Raw genomic sequence first — 17,445 nt, 5'->3', positions numbered from 1 at the left:
ACTTGAGGTAAATTATGAAATGGATAGCATTAGTACCGATGTCAGTCATTTTGACAGCTTGTGGTTTCACCAATACTGACGTTGTTGAATACCGGAAAGTCAGTGTGACTCCTGTTGTTACAACTCGCGTTGTTTCTACCCCTGTTTATACCAATCGCTGCTGCAAAACAGTCGTTGCACCAAGAAGATGTTGTCCAACAGCGACTACAGCTGTGGTTACCACACCCAGTTGCTGTGGCAGTGTCGTTACAACTCCGATAGTAACTACGCCTGTTGCCTATGATTCAGTAAATATTGTAGACACTGAACCGGTTGATGTAACAACCACAACCGTGGAATATTACTAAAAGCAGCTTAGCTCGCAACATCAAGATTGCTTTCATGGAATCTTGATGGGCGTGATCTTTAATTAACGGCTTAACGCGTACCCCAATCTAACCTGGGGCATTGCTTTAGCAGTAAGTAACTGTTTGAACGTTTCAGGTAAATTAGTTTTCTTATTATGTGCTTGCATTAATTCACTATATTTTTGCGATAAGCAGTCTAAATAGCCTGATTCAGCATAATTCGTATTAACTTCGCGGATGACCCCTGGATTATTTTTATTCTTTGTTGCCTGCACTTTAGAGGAAGCTCCTTGATCTTCCATGCTCACTGCGGCAACGGCTCCCTGTAAATTATACTTGTTGTAGGCTATGTCCAATTTTTCCTGGACAGTAGCAAGAGTGGCATTTCCAGACACATAATCAGTTAAGGCTTCAATGACTGCTTTCTTGTCAGCAGGCAATCTTGTGGGGCTTATAGAATCAATGCTTCTTAAAAGTCCTACACGGCCTGCTACTGCCTGTTCTCGTTCATTAGCACTTTTACAACCAGCTAGAGAGGCTGGCTCAATAAATACAGAAAGGGCTTGTGCAAGCATACCAAACTGTTTACGTTGATGCTCATCATGGGCCATCATCTTAAATAAGGTTTGAGCAGCCAGAGCATGGAGATCGGCCGCAGGCACTATGGGTACAGCATTTTTCCATCCCTTTTTCTGCTCAAGCAAAAAATTCATGGTGTCTTTACCGGGTTGCGAGTCTTTAAAGTAATGATGACCATCACCTGCTTGAGGCAAAAAGGATAAGTAGGAAGCATGGGCGAACTGATAAGCAGAGGTGATACTCTCTCCCATTGTCGGCGAAAACACCGCTGCATGATAAGTTAGCGTCGCCAATAGCGCTAAATCAGTCATTAATGCCGCTTCGCAGGTAGCCCCATCTAAAGAATTGTAATTCAATTCCTTGGTATGTTGATTAACAGGTATATTTTGCACATAGATTAATGCCTTGACCTTCCCTTTATTCAATTGAGCCAAATTGTATAAATGAGAACCTTTTAAAATGCGGGCCGCACTGGCTCGTTGTTTATTGGCTGATTCAAAAAAACTGTTGTCATAGGCTTTAGTATGCAGAGATGTTAGCAGATTATAAATTACAGGCCCCCCGTAGGTGGTATTTTTAGCAGTTAATAATTGATGAGCATATCCAAGCTTGCCGCGAATATCCTCTACTGCTTTTTTATGCGATCCTGATTTAATAGCCATTGAGGGCACACGTGCCTCAATCGTGGGATTATCATGTTCTCTCACAGTCTGATTCGTTGGATCATAATGACAACGGGTAATCACGCGGATAGCCAATTTGTCATCACCGTAGTGCTTATCATGCGCCGTTTCATTGGTAGCACTGATGAGGATAGAATTTTCATTATCAACATCTGTTCTGAAATAATCCCAACCTGTTGCCGTTGTGCTGGTAAATGAATGCTTATCCAATTTTTCGATCAGTAACGCACTTAACTCTGCAATGGACTGCTGATTTCGTCCCGCCATAATTTTATCAACTAATAACTCACGTGATTTTTCGGCTAGCTCAACCCGCGCTTCGTCTAATTTTTTATTTAATTCCGCGTAATCGATCGTAACACCAGTTGCTGATGCTCTTAAAACAGTGGCAAATTGCTCTAACGCCATGGTATTAATGGCCTGCATTAGCTCATCACGTTTTTCCTCGGTAAGCAAAGCAATCTTCGCTGTTTTCTCCAGGGCACGTAGACTTAAGGACACATGCATCATGAGCTCTTCCTGCAGCGCAATGACACTGGAGCGTCGAGAAGAAGCAAAGAAGCTGTCTAGAAGATTGTCCATCTGATGGGAATTATCAATTCTGGCTTTAAACTTATTCTTCAGTGAAGGAACTTGCGCAATATCAATATTACACCAAGTAACAGGGGTAACTTCGCTACCAAGAAGTCTAATTAAATTGTCTTTAGTACCTTCTTCACCCGTGATTAATTGATAAATCTCAGCATAATCTGCATCATTCAAGCTAACTGCAAGAATAACATGCCCCTGAGGATCAAAAATGAGTTTTCCCACTTCGGTTTGCTGCGCTACTTCTAACGCTTTGGTCATTAAATAATTCTGATAAACTGCTTCAGCCTTTTGCTGTTGCTTAGCTACTTTTCTCTGGGAAAATTGAGCCATGGACTGATAAGCATGAATGACTTTGCCAATTTGATGTCCCACTAGCGAATTCATAGCTTGCTCAGGGTGTTGGAGGATTTGAGTAACTTTTTGGCTCAGACTTGGCTTAATTCTTGTTTCAAAATAATTTTCTTTGCGTCTGTCAAAGAAAATTTCTCCTTCGTCAGGATACACACTATCTATACCCTTATTAAGTTCATCTTCTTGCGAGTTGAGCAAGTTTTGTCGGATAAACGCAATGTCTTCATCCCGACTCGTCATATTGGCTAATTTATATAAATTAAGCATTAAATTCGCCGCTCGCGAATTATGCTTACCACTCCATTTGGCAAACAATGCATCCTTGTTTACGCTTTGCATATGTTTATTCAGTATCTGTACAGTCAAGCCATTGCGGTTAATATCCGTCATTAGATTACGAAAGAAATTGCTTTTATAAGCATTGGGTTTTTCTGACAAGTAGGTTTTGATTGCTTTAACAGCAGGGTCTGCCTGATGAAAAGCAATCAAAGTCTCTTTACTACCTTCCAAATTCTTACAAATTGTCGTTTCAAGCTCACTGTATAAGCGATGATTTTCAGCATGTTCACTGAGAACATGGATACGCAAAGCGGGATCTTGCAGCAAAGCGAATAAGGCAATTTTTTGTTCGGGCTCGCGATCACGAAAAAGAGAAACTCCATCAATCGCTCTCTTTATTTTCTTAAGAATAGGCTCATCTAAATGGGCTTGAACCTGCCTTTGCATGGCAAGAGGAAGAGTAAAAAATTTTTCAGGGTATTCTTCAATGAGTGCGGCCGCCAATTGAGGATGTGCATGGATTACACTATCCTCTAACTCTGGTTTATCTTGCACAAGCTCAACCATTGTTTGAGTAAACCTCTTGCTTTTAGCACTTCCTTGCAGAACGAAACCTGAACAGAGTTCATGCAGGAATGAAGAGAGATATCCAGGAGCATAATTCCACAATCTTAGCAATTTACTCTGCAGATCGGTTAATTCCTCATCCTCTTCATAACATTTTAAGACACCCTGTGCCAGAGAAAGCTTAGGATAATCCATACCCAATAGTGCTTTAAACTCATGCTCGATATGTTGTCTTTCAAGGTTTGAAACAGGATGATTTTGCCATTGACGATAAAGCGATCCAGCTAATTTTCTTTGATCTTCCTCAGAAATCCCCTTTGCCACCATGTTGGCTATAGAAAAATCGTCCTCTGATACTCCAAGGTGTTCATACAGCTTGCCAATCCATTTAGCAGCCTGAGAACCAGGTGATCTATCTTTTTTTCGTCCTAACCAGAAAAGGGCTTGTAGTTGTTTATCCGTTAGACGGGCTAACTTCAGTGTCAGGGAGGAAACCGTAAGTTGATCAGTTTCGAGTAAGACAATAATCTCGTTAAAAAATTTTTTTTTCATGATATCTTCAGCAGAGTTTCCTTTGTTAGTGACATAGGTTCGTAAGTCTGAAAGTAGAGATATCATGAGTTACCCAATTAAGCTGTTAAGTTTATAAAGTATAGAACTTAGCTTAAGAGAGTATGATTTGAGCACTTTGATTAAAATAATTTACACTATTGTTACATTCACACCAAGCTATGCACTGCCCAATCTGGGAGTGATCATCAGTGCAATTTTATTATTGAACAGAAAGTAGCATTTAAGGAATCAGGATTAACATCAGTTGCGGCATTCACAAGGAATTACCACAACTCTCTGATTAACTGACAGCTTCTCGTATGGTCCATATTCTTTGTGTTTTATCAAGATCTGTTTTTTCCATCCATAACACCAATGGTTTAACGCCCACACCTGCCGGAATTACTTTTGATGACAAGGCTACGGCAAAAGAATACTTGTTTCTTAAGTTTTTGAGTGCATTTAATACACGGCTTGCATCGGGTTGATTATCTCTCAATACCAGCTCATTCCCGCGATAAATGACGGTTACCAATTGTCCTTTTAGCGCCTCTTTGACAACCGTCTCTAATTGACGCCAACGAGCTTGTCTTCCTCGTTGGACTTCAGCCTGAGTAGGGTTTTGTTGAAACTTTAAACGACCATGAGGTGAAAATACCTTGGCCCAGGTATTGTTACCGGGTTTTTGTTGGAGGAAATAGGTACATAAGGCGTCAACCACATAGCGATATTTCCCTGCAACGGAAGACTTTGTACCTGGCACATGGTTAATAAAGATTGCAAACGCCAATGTATGTGCATTGGCCGTATAAAGGTATCCAGAAAGACTGACGATACCTTTCATAGTACCTGTTTTAGCACGCACTAAATCTTGTTGCTCTGGGCCTTTAAAGCGTTTTTGTAAGGTTCCGTCACGGCCAGAAACAGGTAGCGCGGCAATATATTCATAAGACAATGGAAATTTATTATGCAGAAAGCGCAATAAAGAAACTGTTTGTCGAGGTGTTAGTAGATCATGACGCGACAACCCTGAGCCATCCGTCAAAACGGCATTGCCTAGTTCAATGCCTGTTTGTTGCTGAATGAACTTTTTAACAAGGGCTTGCGCATCTGCCCAATTAACCGGTGAACCATGCAATTTCTCTGCAGCATGCAAGAATAGACTATCTGCATAAAGATTATCAGATGGTTTCAACGTATCAGCCATCAATTGTGAAATTGGCTTAGACGTTTCTGCTGCAATTAATAATGAACCTGCAGGCGCTTTACCCAATAACACACTGCCTTCCAACACGATATTTGCTTCAGCTAATTGACGTTTTATTAAACCTTGAGCAAAAAGCAAAGGATTGCGAATCGCCATTTGTTGTTGTACTGCCCATTGTCCTACTGCAACACAGCCATTCACGGTGATATGATTTTGCTGATCCATGGTAAAACCAACACCACAACGACTGCCCTTGGGTTTAGTCTTCACTTGATTATCAATAACGAGACTATGGCTGGCATCACTGGTTTCAACGATAGCTGGTTCCTCAGCCTTGGCAGCAGGATTGACCGTCACTGTCAAACGATTACTGTCAATCATTAAGGGTGCAATGGGAGCGCCATAGCTATACACTAAATCTTCAGCCATCCACCCTGGAGGATAAGGATTGATAAAAGCATGACTACTATCGATGTAGACATTGCCTTGAATTCGATTGATATGCCAATTCTTTAAACCAGCAATAAGCATTGCAAGCCGCTCATGATTAAAGGAAGGATCACCTGAAAGATGTAAATAAAGTGACCCTTTTAGGAGGCCTTGTTTTAATTGCGAAGCATTCGTGCTTAACTGATTTCTAAAGCGGTAATCCGGGCCTAATACCATTAGTGCCGCCGCATCAGAAAATAATTTCATATTACTGGCAGGAACAAAAGTACGACTTGGGTTTCGGCGATAAAGTGTAGCACCGGTTGTTAAATCAACCACCTCTACCCCTATATTCAGTGAGGGAGAGACTTGATTGATTAATTTATCTGCACCGCTTTGAAGATTGGCATAGGAAGAAGATGCCGCTACCAAGGTTAGCAATGTACCTGACAACATCCTTTTTATCAATTTAGTTTCCCTCAATTGCGTTTAATAATAGATACTAATCATAGCGCAAGCCCATGCGCTCCAGAAGTCCCGCCAGCGTATCATTATCAAAAAATTTTACTTGTAGCCATCCACCGCAACCTTCATTAGCTACAATTTGTACAGGAGCCCCTATTTGCTCTGCTAGTTTGGCTTCCAAACGCTCGATATCTCGATCGCGTTGAGGATTACGCAATACCTCTCCTTCCTTTATTGCTTTAACTTTTTTTTCCAGATAGCGTACTGACCATCCATTGTCTAGAATTTGCTGCGCTAACAAACGTTGCTGCTCACCCGACAAACCTACAAGCATTTTTGCATGTCCCATTGAAAGCAGACCTGATTTGACTTGTTCTTGAATAACAGGACATAATGTTAATAAACGTAAAATATTGGCAATATGACTCCGCGATTTTCCTACTAAGGCAGCAATTTCATCTTGTTGAAAATGAAATTCCTCCAGTAACCGGCGATATCCTTCAGCTTCTTCAATTAAATTTAAATTTTGCCGTTGGATATTTTCAATCAGTGTCACAGCCGCAGCTTGTTCATCCGTGTACTCCCCAATTAGACAGGGAAGCTCTGCCAACTCAGCCAACATAGCAGCACGCCATCGGCGTTCCCCGGCAATAATTTCAAAATGGTCTTTTGTCAGTTCGCGAACAACCAAAGGCTCAATGAGCCCTTGTGATGCAATTGAATCGGCTAATTCTTGTAATGAGCTTTCTTCAAAGGATTTCCTAGGTTGATAACGGCCGGGCTGTAAAAATTCTATGGGAATTAATTTGAATACTCTTTTCATTGAGTCAAAAATTACACTTGTAAATGCTATATTCTTTCATAAGTTCTAAGCGGCGTCATCTTGATAGTATTGCTGCTTTCAATGGGTCTTAAGACAAGCTGTTACTTGCCAGCGATTCTTAACCGGACTATATTTTTACCCTCTCCTTAAAAATAGTGAAACATGACCAAAATAGCGCTTTATTTGGCCGGAGGCGGAGCCCGAGGAGCTTATCAGGCTGGGGTTCTCCAGGCAATCAGCACCATTCTAAATTTTAAAAAAATCCCTTTTACCATGCTGACTGGGGCCAGTGTTGGCAGTATTAATACTGCCGTATTAGCTGAAAATGCGCTTGATTTTTCAGCAGCCACCAACAAACTAAGTGAATTATGGGGTGAAATTACTTGCCGACAAATTTTTAAGACCAGCTATTATGCATTCAGTAAAACCTACCTGCGTAATGTGGCAACGTTCTTTTTTAAGCAACGTTTGTTAGGACATATTCTTGATACATCTCCCTTGCGCGGATACCTCAGCACTAACATTAATTTTAAGCATGTAGAAGCTGCCATTAGGAATCAGCATTTAGAAACCATTGAAATCATCAGCAATTGCTATGAAACGCAAAAAACCATCTCTTTTTATCAACATTACACCGAAGATTTTGAGGATTGGAACTTTCCCCTTCATATTAGCCAACGCGTTAATTTGGAAATGGAGTATTTTTTGGCGTCTACCGCATTACCTTTGTTCTTTCCTCCTTCAAAAATAAATGGTTTTCATTACGGAGATGGCCATCTAGGCTTGGAGGCGCCTCTACGTGGTGCCATCCATTGTCAAGCGGATAAAATTTTAGTGATAGGAAATCGCCAATTAAAAAAGGGGGAGCCAGAAAAAATAAAGAACGGCGACATTGACTTCTCACGTGTTTTAGGAGGCATGATTAATGGGCTGTTTTTAGATAACCTTGATCGTGATATTGAGATGATTAATCACATGAATAATATGACTCGCTTGTTACCCGCGGAAAAAAGAGCCCAATCCCCCTGGCGCACAGTGGAAATTCTTCACTTAAGGCCAAGTGTAGATATAGCCACCATTGCCCAATCTCATTACAACGGCATTCCCCTATTTTTACGCCTCCTGCTTAATTTTCTTGGCGCTAAACGCCACTCAGGCGACTTACTAAGCTTTCTTTTGTTTGAAAAAGAATTTACTCGCGAATTGATTAAACTAGGCTTTCAAGACACTATGACCATACAGGACATTATCTTGACTTTTTTTGAGGCATAGAAGAGTCATTATCAGGTATTCTACTGTGGTTAACAGAGAGCTAATTTCGCGTATTCCACTTGTTTTACCTATAATATTACTATTTCTTGCTATCGGAGCTTCTTGTGTTTTTTCTAAAAAAGAAATCCAAAGCCACAAACAGTAATGAATTTAATATTTTTGATAATAAAATAAATTACATTTCTTACAGTTCGGAACGCAATTTTTCCCAAAGAAGCTATGAGGAACCCTATCTATGGACTACTAATCTCACGGCATGCGTGGGGGTGGGTTTATATTATCAAGACGAGAAAAATGCCAAAATTGAATTATATCATTCTCTCAGCGAACATTATTTAGACGATATAAACATTGGTGAAGCCTTAGATAACAATAACGACTACGTTAGCATGTTATTTTATTTTTTAAATCAATTGACAGAAACAAGTCATCTAAAAATTTATGTGGCTTGTGATCCCAGTCATAGTAATTCAGAGCGAGATAAGCGTTTACTTTTTAATGGAATTAATAAATGTATAAATTATATTAATAAAAACCAGCTCAAATCACTGCGAACCATTAACCTTGCCCAGATTGAAGCTATCAAAGTTGAAGTAGGGAGTTTCTTTATAACGGCAACCGGTAAGGTGGGTACTCTTGAAGACGCCCTTTCTGAATCACTGGACAAGATTCAGAGATTATTTACAGATGAAAGTCTCAGCAATTCAACCTTATATAAAGAATACCTAATATTAAACAGTAAGGCTCGAGATGAAGGACTAGATACCTTCAAGAGTAAAAAAGTATTTTTTGAAAAATTGCAGGAACTTGCTTCTGCCTATTTGTCCAAACATCACTCTTCCAAAAAAAAAGCTGCAGAACAACTAGCCATCAAATTAGTTTCCTGGAATTTATTTCTTAATGGGCCAGATAACCAATTGTTTAAGAGCTGGCAAGAAAAACATACAAAAATTCAATATGAACCACCGTCGCCTTATCTTTAATTTTATAGCAACAATTGTTCATTCACCATGCGTTGTAATGCCTCAAGATTACCACAAAAACATCGCTCTTTGGCTTGTTTAAGATAAAACTCAACCGTTCTTGTCGATAATTTCAACTGAGTCGCTGTTATATTGATTACCGTAAAAATCACGGGATGTTGACTGCCCAAGTTATTACATTTGATAAGAACTTACCCATTCATCAAGTTCTAAATCAATTTGTTTAATTACTTGTGTCGATGGGGATTTGTGCTTGGATAGTTTTGCGAAAAAGGCGAAATGAGAATGACCTGGCGCCTCTAATGAGGCACTGTTCTTTTCAAGTGTAGCTATTTCTTTTTTGAGTTGTTTTAACCTGCCTTTGAAGTAATCTAAAGACAGTTTTCCTTCTGCAAAACGTCTGTCAAAATCTTCTATCCAATTTTTTGCAATCTCGTATTGGCTCGCTAGTGTCGATAAAGAAGTCTTTATCCTTTGATACTCCTCTTGAATATCAAGTGCTGTATAAGCTTCAATAATTTGTTGATAATACTTTTCATCCCGTTCGGATTGTAATGTAACAAGGCATATTTCGGATGGCAATTGAATATCAGCTTGTACGGTTAGGCAGAAATATTTTTGATGCTTGGCCGTCTTCTCTGTATTGAGTTGAGTTAAAATTGCAGGTATGACCTGAGGCAACTCGTCGCTCTCTGATAAAAAGCAACGTTGTCCTACTGTAATTCGTTGTTTTTCTAGTTCCCGTCGCAGTTGAATATATTCTTTTGTAGGTCTCTTGGCAGCATCAATTAGCCACACTTCATCAAATAATTGTAAAGCAGTTATAAAAGAATGATCGTATCTTTTTCGCTCTGGCTTTTGCTGGGCTTCCATGCTCAAGTTTTCTATTGACTTTTCAACCCTTGGCAAGTTCTCAGGATTAGGGTGAAAGGAATAAAAGCGCCTGAAGGTAGTGGTTAATAGATGGAGGAAATAAGAACCTAATGCAGGTTGCACAGTTTGTTGCTCATCCTTTGCTGCTAAATCAAAGCTCCCCCTCATTGAATTTTCATTCTCTAACGTTCTTGCTTCGTTTAAATAGCGGAAATACTCATTAACCGAAAAGAGACCAATTTTCCTAAAGGGTTTTGGGAGTAAATTAGAAAGTGACCGTTGAATTGTTGCAAAAAATAGAATTGCTTCTTCAGTGGTAGGACGGGCCTTGGAATTTTTATTCACCATACAAGAAGAACAATAAGAATAAAGTTTGGTATAAAGCGTAAGATCTTTAATTACAGAGCGGGTAGGCTCGGTTAAATGTAACAAGTAAAAAAAAGTCGCACCCAGTGCATATATATCGGATGCTTCACTGTATTCTTTTTTACTTTCTATCTCAGGGGCAGTGTAACCTTTGGAATAAATAAATTTTTCTTTGTCATGCCTTAGAAACGATTGTTTTTTCCTGGAAGCACCAAAATCAATAATTGTGGCTTTATTCGTAGCAAAACAATAAAAAATATTTTCTAGTTTGAGATCCTTATGAACAATGCCTTTGTCTTTAATCGTTTTATAAGTTTTAAGAACCTGCAAAATGATTTCAATCCATTGATTCGCGGATATAAAATAATTATCTTTGTATAAATCCGCCAATGATACCCCTTCAGCAAGCTGCATCAACAGGTTTGCCTGCTCAGGTACCCACCAGCTAATGCCACCATTCGCCGCGTGTTGTTTTTTTTGAAGCTCAATGAATGAATTATTTTTAGAAATATGCCGCTCGAGATAACCTAACGCCAACTCAACTTGTTGCAAAATAAGATATTCAGTGTTTTTTTTATCTGGAACAGTTAATTTTAAAACAGCCCAGTCGCCAGTTTTAATATTTTGTACCAATTTCACATAGCCAAATCCTCCTATGCCTAAATCAGCATTTCGTTTGACTCCATAATAGACCGCATAATAATTGTCCTCAAAAGCAAGGATATCGTAAGGAATATTCAACTCATTTTTTTTAAATCTTTTAGCGAAAGGCGCTTTTTTCAGTGTCTGCTGCACTGTATCTTTAATACTTTCTATTTGACTAATGGTTTTAACCGTTTGCTGCTTGGTTAATAACCTTCCCTCTGGAGAGAGATCTTCAAGTTTTACTTTTAGCGGGGCAGAAGGGAGATTAATTTCATTGATAGTCGGAAACGGCATGTGTATACCCCCAGGATAAATCACATTAAGAAAGCGCTAACGAATTAGCAACCATTTTAAGCAATAAAAGGCATTATCGCTTTAACAAGAGTACAAGATTTTTCACTAGAAGCAATTTATCCATAAAACTTGTTCCTGAAATTTTAAATTCTTAACAGACGGACATGAGCCACCTGCTTCTTATTTAATCTTGTTGAATTTTTAACCTATACTGAAATTACTACCATTGAATGGAGATAAATGATGAAAAAAGAGAAAGCTTCCAAAAAACTCAACACAAATGAATTAGAAAAAGTATCAGGTGGCGAACAGCGGCGGCGACGTCCCCAAGATAGGCTTGCAAAAGGACCTAGTGATCAGAATACCACTACAAATCCTGATGAGAGTGTTGGGTCCTTTACAAGAGTAGGCGACTGATTAACATCAGCAGGTTTTTTATCCTGAGCGAAAAAACCTGCCAAGGGCAATCCAGAAATTTTGTTCATTTGCCGTGAAACTTCTTTTGACACTAGTTGATTGTCTTTCAGAAACTCTTCAGCCAATGATTTGATATAACTATCGTTCGAACGCAAAATACGCACCAAGTAGCTGGCAGCCTTTTGAGAATGAGTAACAGACCCTTTTTTTGCCAGCACTCTGGCCATGTCAAGCATCGCGTTTGTCAATCCTTGATCAATTGCTCTTTTCATCCATTTTGCAAATGGCTCAGAATGTTGTGGATATACTTTTGCCAGACGATAAGCAGCAACAGCACTTCCGGCAAGCGCCTCAGCTTTAAGTTGCTTGAGTAAATTTACAGTGTCCGTCTTGTATTGATAATCCTCATAAGCTTGTGGTGCAACTGCAAACTTAGGTAATCGTTTAGCCATAAATTAGTTAAATTTGAGTGATGAAAACTAAACAATAGATGAGGCAAATTAAGTGATGATTAAGAACGGGTAAGTTTACGCAATTTTTACGTTTTATCGTAAAGATACCAGCCGATATGAAAAAGAATATGAGCACCTATCGCGGCAATTAATCCGTATTGCCAAAAAATCCAGCCAAACAACATCGCCTGCCAACTATTTAATAAGAGCATGCTGTAAATAAAGCGCCGACTTGATTGACAGCCTGCAGCCAAATAGGCAGGAAGTTGACCAAGGGCAATAACAATACCACTTAAAAAGAGGGCTATCCAAACAATTAAAGGACTTCTGCTTCCTGAAAAAAGAATGGAAAAAAAAGTCAATACATTCAGTAGTCCCCAACGCGCAATAACCTCCTCAACCACTCCGCCATACAGAATACAACCATCAATACCCAATATGGCTCTTACCTTACGCATGGTTTGAAAAGTTTTTTCATCCAGAATACTAGCAACAACACCATAATAAAGAACAAGAAAGACCATTAAACCACCAGCCGTTACTAAAAAAACTGGCAGCAGCATCTCCTGAACGGGTGAAAAACTAGCCCTTCCCTCTAATAAAGCCTCTAAAATCGGTGCATTTAATCCTGTTTTTAAAGATAATATACTGCCGGCAAAGGTCATTAACAAAACCATAAATAAAGTTTGTCCCATTGCCAGTCGGCTGATACGTCGTTTTAGAACGTCACTATTGTCAGGAAGTAATAGATTAATGAGGCGTGGTACAGCAATGATTACTCCAGGCAACGATAAGCAGAATAATACAATGACTAAAGGCCAATTAATTTGCATGATTATTCCTTCCTCAGCACACTATAAAAAAACCCATCACCACCTTGTTCTTTAGGAAAAATTTGCCACCCGAAACCCGTGTTATGTCCCCAAGGTTTATCCCCTGTAATTACCGTACAATCCGTCTGACCTGCTAGAAATGTTGCAATTTGTTGTTCATTTTCTTTTTTCATAATGGAACAGGTTGCATAAACCAACAAACCATTTCGCGAAAGCAAAGGCCATAAATGTTGTAGCAAATTTAATTGCAAGTTGGCAACTACAGCTATCTCTTCTTTTGTTCTTAGCAACTTAATGTCGGGATGACGGCGAATCACACCGGTCGCTGAACAGGGAGCATCAAGAAGAATTCTGTCAAAAGGCTTACCATCCCACCAGGAGGAAGTATTTAGGGCATCAGCCTGAATAAGTGTAGCCTCTAGTTTTAAACGGGTTAAGTTTTCTTTTACACGCTGCAAACGCTTCTCATCCACATCCAAAGCCACACAAGAGTCCAAATGAGGCTCTGTTTCCAGAATATGGCAAGTTTTTCCCCCTGGCGCACAACAGGCATCAAGTACTCTTAAACCTGGTTTCAAAGCCAGTAAAGAAGCAGCCAATTGTGCTGACTCATCTTGAACAGAAATATGCCCTGCCGCAAATCCAGGTAAGGCATAGACATCACAAGGTGTTTCAAGACGTATACCCGATAGCGAATAGTGATGAGGGTAAGCTTCTATGCCAGTTTGTTGTAACTGCAGCAAATAGCGTTCTCTTGTGGTATGACGCGCATTGACTCGTAAACTCATCGGAGGATGGCTGTCATTAGCCGACACAATGGCTTGCCAATTTTTGGGCCAGTCCTGGCGTAATTGTTGCAGCAACCAGGTTGGATGACCAAAAACAAATGCCTCATTATCCTGTAATTGGGATAATATCTGTTGTTGTTCCCGACAAAATCGTCTTAAAACAGCATTGACCAATCCCTTAGCCCAATTTTTTTTCATTTGAGCTAGCAGATTAACTGTTTCTTGCACGACGGCATAATCTGGCTTGTGCATAAATTGCAATTGATATAACCCCATGAGCAAGGCAAGCCAAACATCAATGGCTTTTGGCTTTTTGTCTACCAGTGTTTCAGCAATTGCTTTTAAGCGAAAATACTGCCGACAGACCCCGAAACAAAGCTCTTTGGTAAAGGGGGTCAGGTCATTAGTTAGCTGCAGATAATGAGAAAGAGGACTCTTTTCTTGTATTACCTTTGTCAGAATCTTTAAAGCTTGTAAGCGTTCATTTTTTTTCATCGTAAAACAAGATCTACATGTAACTGTGAGCGGTGGGCATTTAACCAGTCAACAATTTTCATCATTTTTGCACCTGGAAATTGAATACATTCCACCCTAATTGCATCTTTTCCGGTAGCAACCAACATGCCCTGTTTATCAAGCTTAAGAATAGTCCCGGGAACCGCTTCACCATCATATTCAACCACATGAGCACGATGAATGCGCACAACTTCCTCTCCGGCTCTTGTATAAGCAACTGGCCAGGGATTATAGGCGCGAATTTGATTATGAATTTCATTAGCCTCTTTATGCCAGTTAATGACAGCATCCTCTTTATTAATTTTACTGGCATAAGTCGCTTCGGCGTGATTCTGAGCTTCTGGTTTGGCCTCGCCCTGCTCTAATGCTTTCAAAGTTGACAATAAAGGCTCTACTGCCAGTTGTGCAAGCCTGTTGTGCAGTGTTTCTGCCGTATCCTCTGGAAAAATTGGGCAGCTTGCCTGTGCAAGTTTATCACCGGTATCCATACCGGCATCCATTTGCATAATAGTCACACCTGTTTCAGTATCCCCATGTAATAGGGCATGTTGTATAGGTGAAGCACCGCGCCAGCGCGGGAGCAATGAGGCATGTACATTAATGCAACCAAATTTGGGAATGGAGAGCACCTTCCGCGGTAGGATAAGGCCATAGGCAATTACTACCATCACATCCGGCTTTAAATCTGCCAATGTGGTCACTTCTTCATCACTACGAAAATTCTCTGGCTGATAAATAGGTATCTGGTGTAACAATGCCCAATTTTTTACTGCCGAGGGTTGTAACTTACGGCCACGGCCAGCTGGTCTGTCAGGTTGTGTATATACCGCCATTAATTGGTGAGATGACTTAAACAGAGCATCAAGACAGGGTAAGGTAAACTCCGGGGTGCCAGCAAATACAATATTCAAATTTACTCCTCGCTAAAACAGGAAAGACTTGCACTTGAGGATGAGCTATTTACGAGTCCTATTACGCTTGTATTTATCGAGTTTTCTTCTCGCCATCGCTCGTTTAAGCGGAGAGAGTAAATCAATAAATAACTTGCCATTCAGATGATCAATCTCATGTTGAAAGCATTCGCAGAGTAATCCTTCAGCAGTCATTTCAAAGGGTTTCCCAAAGCGATCTTGAGCCCGAATCGTTACTTTTCTGGCACGAACGACAGTATCATAGGCACCTGGAACAGACAAGCAACCTTCCTGATATTCCATCTCCCCTTCGGAAGCAATAATTTCTGGATTTGCTAAAACCAACTGCTTTGTTTTGTCACCAATTACATCGACCACTGATAAACGCAAGCTCACACCAATTTGTGGCGCAGCAAGGCCAACACCATTGGCGTTATACATTGTTTCGAACATGTCCTCGATTAAAGTTTGCAAATTTTCATCAAACTGCTCAACAGGTTTGGCGACAAGTCGTAACCTTTCATCAGGCAAATAAAGAATTTTACGTATAGTCATAACTAGCTATTTAAAACAAATAATGCATGATATTATCGCCCACACCTCGTATTGCTGCAAGATGCCGACCTTCATAGTCTCTATAAGATAGTTATTATTCATTTCTAGAGGTTAATTCTTGCACTAATGGCACTAACGGAATAATCATTATGGAAAATAAGGCTTATTTGCTCGCTTTAAATAAAATACCGTGCATAGGTCCTCGTACCAGTGCGAAATTATTACAGCGGTGGCCAAATTTAAAAAGGCTGTTTGATTTGACACAGCAAGAAATGGAACAAATGGGGCTCTCTTCTCGTATCGCTCACTCCATTAAATCGTTTAATTTTAAAGACATTGAAGCCGACTTGCATTGGGCAGAAAAAAATCACCATTCTCTCATCTCAATCGAAGAACCTAATTATCCTGCTTTACTTAAAGAAATTGCTGATCCGCCGATGATTCTTTATGCGATAGGCGATTTATCCTGCCTCGATCAACCTACCATCGCTATGGTAGGCAGTCGAAAACCTTCTGTTACTGGCTGTGAAACAGCTCGACGTTTTGCAATGGAATTAGCCAGTAATCAATTAACCATTGTGAGTGGTTTGGCCCTAGGGATCGATGCTCAATCCCACAAAGGCTGTTTAGAAGCCAATGGAAAAACTGTTGCAGTGATGGGAACAGGCATCGATTGTATTTATCCACGGCAGCATAAGCAATTAGCGGAAAAAATTTGTCAAACCGGCTTGTTATTGAGTGAATTTTCTTTAAAAACCCCACCAATGGCTGGACATTTTCCACGCAGAAATCGTATAATAAGCGGTTTATCCTTGGCCACATTGATAGTTGAGGCAGCAGTCAAGAGTGGCTCACTCATTACAGCTCGATTAGCGCTAGAGCAAAATCGAGATGTATTGGCTATCCCGGGTTCTATATTGAACCCCCAAGCCAGAGGTTGTCATTATCTTCTACAACAAGGAGCAAGATTAGTGACATCCATACAGGATATTCTGGAGGAATTAAATCTGGATAGTAAGCAAGTCAACCAAACTAACGCAACACTATCCCTTGCCACGGATAACAAAAACCTAGTAAAGTGCATTGGCTTTGAAATAACAACCGTAGATCAAATCATGGCACGAAGCGGGTTAGGTATTGAAGAGGTAGTCAGTTCTCTGGCTACATTAGAATTAAAGGGGCTTGTGAAAGCAGTTCCCGGTGGCTACATGAGGTGTGCGTAATGAAAGACAGCTTGTTTGAAATGTTAATGAGTTTTTTTGAAAAAAGCCTGGCGCAATTAAAAGAAAGTCAAACAGCAGGTATTAATCTAGACAATGACGAATCGATTGACAATTCAAGTTTGGAGAGTCGTACTCTATACCTGAAAGATGCACAAAATAAAACTATCCGTATTTTCACCGAAGATGAACAACGGAAATTTACTAAAGCAAGTTATCAATTTCTAACCCGTCTCATTCTCTGGGGCATCATTGCTCAAGACACAATGGAATTAATTATTAACCAGCTTTTATTTTCCGAATCCCGTTTTGTGACTTTGCAGGAAACAAAATGGACAATTCGTAATACACTTGCCGATAACCTCGATGCTAATCAACTAGCTTTTCTTGATCTTGTGCTATACCAAAAAGAAGACAAACTAGCCTTACATTAATTTTATTACACAA

At 39.9% G+C, this 17,445-nt stretch carries 15 protein-coding genes; 5 read left to right on the top strand and 10 right to left on the bottom strand.

The window, feature by feature from the left end; genetic code table 11:
• The first annotated feature begins 14 nt into the window (after positions 1 to 14).
• Positions 15 to 347 (top strand): hypothetical protein, encoded by a 333-nt coding sequence (locus clem_RS14725; RefSeq protein WP_157698151.1) that lies wholly within the window; start codon positions 15 to 17, stop codon positions 345 to 347.
• 62 nt (positions 348 to 409) lie between these two features.
• On the opposite strand, the gene clem_RS02015 is transcribed toward clem_RS14725, so the two are convergent.
• From clem_RS02015 to clem_RS02005, 3 genes are all read right to left on the bottom strand, one after another.
• Complete coding sequence (locus clem_RS02015) at positions 410 to 4,015, bottom strand: hypothetical protein (protein WP_232505525.1); 3,606 nt, start codon at positions 4,013 to 4,015, stop codon at positions 410 to 412.
• 235 nt (positions 4,016 to 4,250) lie between these two features.
• On the bottom strand, positions 4,251 to 6,050 hold the full coding sequence (gene dacB, locus clem_RS02010) for a D-alanyl-D-alanine carboxypeptidase/D-alanyl-D-alanine endopeptidase (RefSeq protein WP_094092240.1): 1,800 nt from the start codon (positions 6,048 to 6,050) through the stop codon (positions 4,251 to 4,253).
• Between the two features lie 37 nt (positions 6,051 to 6,087).
• Positions 6,088 to 6,873: a ParB/RepB/Spo0J family partition protein gene (locus tag clem_RS02005; RefSeq protein ID WP_094090086.1), complete on the bottom strand. Its 786-nt coding sequence runs from the start codon at positions 6,871 to 6,873 to the stop codon at positions 6,088 to 6,090.
• A gap of 162 nt (positions 6,874 to 7,035) precedes the next feature.
• Between clem_RS02005 and clem_RS02000 the strand changes: the two genes are divergently transcribed.
• A complete protein-coding gene (locus clem_RS02000; protein WP_094090085.1) occupies positions 7,036 to 8,145 on the top strand; it encodes a patatin-like phospholipase family protein in 1,110 nt (369 codons plus the stop codon).
• A gap of 104 nt (positions 8,146 to 8,249) precedes the next feature.
• Positions 8,250 to 9,128: a hypothetical protein gene (locus tag clem_RS01995; RefSeq protein ID WP_094090084.1), complete on the top strand. Its 879-nt coding sequence runs from the start codon at positions 8,250 to 8,252 to the stop codon at positions 9,126 to 9,128.
• Between the two features lie 2 nt (positions 9,129 to 9,130).
• On the opposite strand, the gene clem_RS14720 is transcribed toward clem_RS01995, so the two are convergent.
• The 7 genes from clem_RS14720 to def form a co-directional block, all read right to left on the bottom strand.
• Positions 9,131 to 9,298, bottom strand: coding sequence for a hypothetical protein (locus tag clem_RS14720; RefSeq protein WP_157698150.1), 168 nt, complete (start codon positions 9,296 to 9,298; stop codon positions 9,131 to 9,133).
• A gap of 4 nt (positions 9,299 to 9,302) precedes the next feature.
• Positions 9,303 to 11,306 (bottom strand): protein kinase family protein, encoded by a 2,004-nt coding sequence (locus clem_RS01990; RefSeq protein ID WP_094090083.1) that lies wholly within the window; start codon positions 11,304 to 11,306, stop codon positions 9,303 to 9,305.
• Between the two features lie 356 nt (positions 11,307 to 11,662).
• Complete coding sequence (locus clem_RS01985) at positions 11,663 to 12,175, bottom strand: hypothetical protein (RefSeq protein ID WP_094090082.1); 513 nt, start codon at positions 12,173 to 12,175, stop codon at positions 11,663 to 11,665.
• 86 nt (positions 12,176 to 12,261) lie between these two features.
• Positions 12,262 to 13,008 carry a CPBP family glutamic-type intramembrane protease gene (locus clem_RS01980; RefSeq protein ID WP_094090081.1) on the bottom strand — a complete coding sequence of 249 codons (747 nt, stop codon included), beginning with the start codon at positions 13,006 to 13,008 and terminating at the stop codon, positions 12,262 to 12,264.
• Positions 13,009 to 13,010: 2 nt separating this feature from the next.
• Positions 13,011 to 14,291 (bottom strand): 16S rRNA (cytosine(967)-C(5))-methyltransferase RsmB, encoded by a 1,281-nt coding sequence (gene rsmB, locus clem_RS01975; RefSeq protein ID WP_094090080.1) that lies wholly within the window; start codon positions 14,289 to 14,291, stop codon positions 13,011 to 13,013.
• Positions 14,288 to 15,223 carry a methionyl-tRNA formyltransferase gene (gene fmt / locus clem_RS01970; protein ID WP_094090079.1) on the bottom strand — a complete coding sequence of 312 codons (936 nt, stop codon included), beginning with the start codon at positions 15,221 to 15,223 and terminating at the stop codon, positions 14,288 to 14,290. Before fmt ends, rsmB begins: the two co-directional genes overlap by 4 nt.
• Positions 15,224 to 15,268: 45 nt before the next feature.
• Positions 15,269 to 15,778 (bottom strand): peptide deformylase, encoded by a 510-nt coding sequence (gene def / locus clem_RS01965; RefSeq protein WP_094090078.1) that lies wholly within the window; start codon positions 15,776 to 15,778, stop codon positions 15,269 to 15,271.
• 149 nt (positions 15,779 to 15,927) lie between these two features.
• Here def and dprA point away from each other — a divergent pair, with 149 nt between their 5' ends.
• Positions 15,928 to 17,001 carry a DNA-processing protein DprA gene (gene dprA, locus clem_RS01960; protein WP_094090077.1) on the top strand — a complete coding sequence of 358 codons (1,074 nt, stop codon included), beginning with the start codon at positions 15,928 to 15,930 and terminating at the stop codon, positions 16,999 to 17,001.
• Complete coding sequence (locus clem_RS01955; protein ID WP_094090076.1) at positions 17,001 to 17,432, top strand: DUF494 family protein; 432 nt, start codon at positions 17,001 to 17,003, stop codon at positions 17,430 to 17,432. The genes dprA and clem_RS01955 overlap by 1 nt, the downstream gene beginning before the upstream one ends.
• Positions 17,433 to 17,445: the final 13 nt, after the last annotated feature.

Origin of the sequence: Legionella clemsonensis, assembly GCF_002240035.1 — a bacterium.
Classification (GTDB): Bacteria; Pseudomonadota; Gammaproteobacteria; order Legionellales; family Legionellaceae; genus Tatlockia; species Tatlockia clemsonensis.
Note: the sequence above shows the minus strand (reverse complement) of the source record. Positions and strands in the feature narration are given on the sequence as shown.